5 protein-coding genes and 1 pseudogene are annotated in these 5,431 nt (G+C 68.5%); all 6 read right to left on the bottom strand.

The window, feature by feature from the left end; genetic code table 11:
• Positions 1-182: pseudogene (locus tag SACHA_RS26115) on the bottom strand (hypothetical protein); the annotation flags it as partial.
• A gap of 26 nt (positions 183-208) precedes the next feature.
• Entirely contained in the window at positions 209-1,498 is a 1,290-nt protein-coding gene (gene clpX, locus SACHA_RS0110410; RefSeq protein ID WP_019809479.1) for an ATP-dependent Clp protease ATP-binding subunit ClpX, read from the bottom strand.
• Between the two features lie 329 nt (positions 1,499-1,827).
• Positions 1,828-2,454: an ATP-dependent Clp protease proteolytic subunit gene (locus SACHA_RS0110405; protein WP_019809478.1), complete on the bottom strand. Its 627-nt coding sequence runs from the start codon at positions 2,452-2,454 to the stop codon at positions 1,828-1,830.
• A gap of 25 nt (positions 2,455-2,479) precedes the next feature.
• A complete protein-coding gene (locus SACHA_RS0110400) occupies positions 2,480-3,085 on the bottom strand; it encodes a ClpP family protease (protein WP_083935827.1) in 606 nt (201 codons plus the stop codon).
• Between the two features lie 109 nt (positions 3,086-3,194).
• Positions 3,195-4,652 (bottom strand): trigger factor, encoded by a 1,458-nt coding sequence (tig, locus tag SACHA_RS0110395; RefSeq protein WP_019809476.1) that lies wholly within the window; start codon positions 4,650-4,652, stop codon positions 3,195-3,197.
• Between the two features lie 219 nt (positions 4,653-4,871).
• Positions 4,872-5,431, bottom strand: a 560-nt coding sequence (locus SACHA_RS25285; RefSeq protein ID WP_019809475.1) for a Na+/H+ antiporter NhaA, incomplete at its 5' end; no start/stop codon positions are given.

Here is a 5,431-nt window from a genome sequence, read left to right as displayed (position 1 = left end):
GGCCCGGCGACCCCGGGCGGCGGCGAGGACATCGTCGGTGGTGTCGCCGGCATCGGCACCGTCGGCGGTTCCGCCGCCGTGGGCACCGTCCGCCGTTCCGGTGGGGCCGGAGCGGGTGCGGTCACGGTCGCGTCGTCACCGGACGACGGGACCGGATGCGGACTCGGCGGAAGAGAGGTCATGACTCGGCAGGGTAGCGCCCGCTGCGTCAGGCCGACTTCTCACCGCGCTCCCGCGACCGGCGCGAGGGTTGCCGCGACACGATCGTGGGATTGACGTTCTCCCGGACGGTCTGCTCGGTGATGACGACCTTGGCGACGTCGTCGCGGCTCGGGATGTCGTACATCACCGGCTGCAGGACCTCCTCCATGATCGCCCGCAGCCCCCGGGCGCCCGTCCCACGCAGCAACGCCTGGTCCGCGATCGCCTCCAGCGCCGTCCGGGTGAACTCCAGCTCGACGTTGTCGATCTCGAACAGCTTGGTGTACTGCTTCGTCAGCGCGTTGCGGGGCTCGGTCAGGATGCGCACCAACGACTCCTTGTCCAGGTTGGTGACGCTCGCGACGACCGGCAGCCGCCCGATGAACTCCGGGATCAGACCGAACTTGATCAGATCCTCGGGCATCGTCTCGCTGAAGACGTCGCTCTCCTCGATCTCGCGCTGCGTGCGGATCTCGGCACCGAAGCCCAGGCCGCGCTTGCCGATCCGGTCGTTGATGATCTTGTCGAGACCCGCGAACGCCCCGGCCACGATGAACAGCACGTTCGAGGTGTCGATCTGAATGAATTCCTGGTGCGGGTGTTTGCGCCCGCCCTGCGGCGGCACCGAGGCGGTGGTCCCCTCCAGGATCTTCAGCAGCGCCTGCTGCACACCCTCGCCCGACACGTCCCGGGTGATCGACGGATTCTCCGACTTGCGCGCGACCTTGTCGACCTCGTCGATGTAAATGATGCCGGTCTCGGCGCGCTTGACGTCGTAGTCGGCGGCCTGGATGAGCTTGAGCAGGATGTTCTCGACGTCCTCACCGACGTAACCCGCCTCGGTCAGCGCCGTCGCGTCGGCGATCGCGAACGGGACGTTGAGCAGCTTGGCCAGGGTCTGGGCCAGGTAGGTCTTGCCGCACCCGGTCGGCCCGAGCATCAGGATGTTCGACTTGGCGAGCTCGACCGGCTCGTCCTTGCCGTCCTTGCCGCTCTTCGGCGCGGACTGGATGCGCTTGTAATGGTTGTAGACCGCGACGGCGAGGGTCCGCTTGGCGTCGTCCTGACCGATGATGTACTGCTCGAGGAACTCGTGGATGTCCGTCGGTTTCGGCAGTTCGTCCAGCTGGACGTCACTCGACTCGGCGAGTTCCTCCTCGATGATCTCGTTGCAGAGCTCGATGCACTCGTCGCAGATGTACACGCCGGGGCCGGCGATGAGCTTCTTCACCTGTTTCTGGCTCTTCCCGCAGAAAGAACACTTCAGCAGGTCTCCGCCGTCGCCGATCCGTGCCATGACCGCTGACCTCGTCCCCTCCCGGTGCCGGTGACACCCGCGTGCCGCGTGGTGCCGGTGACACCTTCTCGTGCGTTGACACCTCTGCCGTCCGTCGCCACCGCTTCCGGTGGCGGCTGCCTTCCGAGGGCGACTGCCTTCCGAAGGCGACTGCCTTCCGAGGGCGACAGCCGTCCGGTTGCCACCGACGGTACCTGCCCCGCGCGTCCCACGGGAGCGTCCGCGGACGATCGGGGCGCGGACTCCCACTCTAATGCCGCGGGCGGGCGGCTGCCGTCTCCCGACACGCCGCCCGCCCGTCACCGTGCATCAGGGCCGTGGCGAGGTCCTCAGTCCGTCGAGGCCTTGCGGTACTCCAGCACCTGATCGATCATGCCGTATTCCTTGGCCTCCTCGGGCGTGAGGATCTTGTCCCGCTCGATGTCCGCACGCACCTCGTCGGCCGACTTGTTCGTGTGCTTGGCCAGGGTCGTCTCCATCAGGCGGCGGACCCGCTGGATCTCCCGGGCCTGGATCTCCAGGTCGGAGACCTGGCCGTAGGCGCCCTCGGTCGCGGGCTGGTGGATCAGCATGCGGGCGTTGGGCAGTGCCAGCCGCTTGCCCTTCGTCCCCGCCGCCAGCAGCACCGCCGCCGCGGACGCGGCCTGCCCCAGGCACACCGTCTGGATGTCCGGACGGACGTACTGCATGGTGTCGTAGATCGCCATCAACGCGGTGAACGAACCACCCGGCGAGTTGATGTAGATGATGATGTCGCGGTCCGGGTCCTCGTGCTCCAGATGCAGCAGCTGGGCCATCACGTCGTTGGCCGAGGCGTCGTCGACCTGGACCCCGAGCATGATCTGCCGTTCCTCGTACAGCTTGTTGTACGGGTTCGACTCCTTGATCCCGTAACTGGTCCGCTCCACGTAGGAGGGCATCACGTACCGGGACTGCGGGAGATAAGGCGTGTTCATGGTCTTCTCCTCCTACCGTGCCCGGTCAGTTCGCGTTCGGGGTCGGGTTGTCGCGGGTGAGCACCTGGTCGACGAAGCCGTAGTCCCGGGCCTCACCCGCCGTGAACCAGCGGTCCCGGTCGCTGTCGGCCAGGATCTGGTCCACGGTCTGCCCGGTCTGCTCGGCGGTGATCTCGGCCAGCTGGTGCTTCCACTTGCCGAACACCTCGGCCTGGATGGCGATGTCCGAGGCCGTGCCCCCGACACCGGCCGACGGCTGATGCATCAGGATCCGGGCGTGCGGCAGCGAGTACCGCTTGCCCGGAGTCCCGGACGACAGGAGGAACTGCCCCATGGACGCCGCCAGTCCCATCGCGTAGGTGGCCACGTCCGGCTCGATCAGCTGCATCGTGTCGTAGATGGCGAAGCCCGCCGTCACCGATCCGCCGGGCGAGTTGATGTAGAAGCGGATGTCGGCCTGCGGGTCCTCGGCGGCCAGCAGCAGGAGCTGCGCGGTGATGCGGTTGGCGACCTCGTCATTGACCTCGGACCCGAGCACGACGATGCGCTCCTGGAGCAGCCGCTCGTACACCGAGTCGGTCAGATTGAGCCCCGCGGTGCCGGTCCGCCCCTCGGGCATGTGCTGCGTCACGTCTGCCTGCCTTTTCGCAAAGTGTGAAGATCTTGTCACCGACCCTAACGAACTCGGGCGGTGCAGATGGCCTGTCACCGCCCGAGTTCGCTCAGAGCATGAGCACCGGTCACCGTTCGGGCGTCGAAGAACCCTCGGCGTCGTCGGCGGTGTTCTCACCCGAGGTGGTGGCAGCGTCCTCGTCCCGGTTCTCCGACCCGGTGTCCTGCCCGGCGCCGGACTCGTCCCCGGTGTCGTCGGTGTCCTCGTCGGACCCGAACAGTTCACTGAGGTCGACTGTGGAGCCCGACTGGTCGGTCACCGTCACCTCGCGCACGATACCGGCCAGCGCCTTGCCCCGCCGGACGTCAGCGTAGATCGCCCCCAGCTGGTTCGCCTCCTGAAGCCGCCGCACGTACTCGTCCGGGTTCATCCCCGACTGCTGGGCCTGGTAGATGATGCGCTCGGTCAGCTCCGAGTCGTCGACGTCCACCCCGCGCTGGTCGGCGAGCGAGTCCAGCAGCAGCTGGGTGCGCACCGACTTCTCGGCCTCGGCGCGGACCTCGTTCTCCCACTCCTCGGGGTCGCCGCCCTGCTCGCGCAACGCGGCCTTGTAGGCGTCCTCGTCGTGGTCGTACGGGTGGATCGCATCGTGCTTGCGGTTGGAGATCTCCTGCTCGAGGATCGTCTCCGGCAGCGGGACGTCGACCCGCTCCAGCAGTTCGTCCAGGACCTTGTCCCGGGCCTGCACGCCCTGCTGCACGCGCTTCATGCGCAGCGCCCGCTCCCGCAGGTCGGCCCGCAGCTCGTCGATCGTGTCGAACTCGCTGGCCAGCTGGGCGAACTCGTCGTCCGCCTCCGGGAGCTCCCGCTCCTTGATCGAGTTCACGGTCACCTCGACGTCGGCGTCGCGGCCGGCGTGGTCGCCGGCGACGAGCTGGGTCGTGAAGTGCTTCGTCTCACCCTCGTTCGCACCGATGATGGCCTCGTCGATGCCGTCCACGAGCTGGCCGGACCCGATCTCGTAGGACAGGCCGCTCGTCGAGGCGTCCGGCACCTCCTCGCCGTCGACGGTGGCCGACAGGTCGAGGGAGACGAAGTCACCGTTGCGCGCGGGGCGGTCGACGCCGGTCAATGTCCCGAACCGCGCGCGCAGCTCGTCGAGCTGCTCGGTGACCTCGGACTCGTCGAGCTCAACGTCGTCCACGCTGACCGTGAGGTCCTCGAGGTCGGGCAGGGTGATGTCCGGGCGGACATCCACCTCGGCGCTGAACTCCAGGACGTCGCGGTCCTCGAGCCTGGTCACCTCGAAGTCGGGCTGCCCGAGCGTGCGCACCTCACCGCTGCGCACCGCTTCCGTGTACTTCGCGGGGATGGCCTCGTTGACGACCTCGTCGAGCACCGGGGCACGGCCGATACGGCTTTCGAGGACCCGGGCCGGGGCCTTGCCCGGACGGAAACCTGGGATCCGGACCTGCTGAGCGATCTTGCGGTAGGCGCGGTCGAAGTTCGGTTTGAGCTCGTCGAACGGCACCTCGACATTGATCTTTACGCGCGTCGGGCTCAGCTGCTCGACGGTGCTCTTCAACGTTATCTCCTCGCCGGGACTGTGTCGGTCTGATGGGCCGGCCCGGCGACCTCGGGTCAAGCACGGACCGGATGTCCGAGTCTAGGCCAGCACCCCGCTCCCGCGTGGTCCGGGTCGGTCCCCCACCCGGGAGGCGGCCCCGGCTCCGTGCCCACCCCGTCACCCCGTGCGGACCCCCTTCACCGCGTTCCGTGCGGGACAGGGGCCGCACGGCGACACCTACGGCGACTCGGGGCGGCCCGGGCCGCCGTCGGCGGGCGACGGTTGCTGGTAGACGTCCGGGATGCCGTCCCGGTCCTCGTCGCGGTTCTCCTCCTCGTGAATGCGGCGGTAGACGCGGTTGCGCAGCCGCAGGATCACGGTCGCCAGCAGTGCCGCCAGCAGTGAGCCGCACAGCACGGCGATCTTCACCAGCTCGTCCCGGTCCCCTCCGGTGCCGAAGGCGAGGTCACCGACCAACAGCGACACCGTGAAGCCGATCCCCGCGAGCAGGGACAGTCCCAGCACGTCCACCCAGCCGATGTCCCGGTCGAGCTCGGCCTTCGTGAACCGGCCCATGAGGTAGGTGGTGCCGAAGATGCCGAACCCCTTGCCGAGGACCAGCCCGGCCACGATGCCGAGCGCGACCGGGTCGGTGAGGGCCTCGACGAGTCCGCTCAACCCGCCGAAGGCGACCCCGGCCGCGAACAGGGCGAAGATCGGCACGGCCACGCCGGCCGAGACCGGCCGCCAGCGGTGCTCGAAGTGCTCGGCGAGGCCGACGGCCTCGCCCTCGCGCC

Origin of the sequence: Saccharomonospora halophila 8, assembly GCF_000383775.1 — a bacterium.
In the GTDB taxonomy this organism is placed as follows: domain Bacteria; phylum Actinomycetota; class Actinomycetes; order Mycobacteriales; family Pseudonocardiaceae; genus Saccharomonospora; species Saccharomonospora halophila.
The sequence above is the reverse complement of the archived record's forward strand: the minus strand, read 5'-3'. Positions and strand labels throughout refer to the sequence as shown.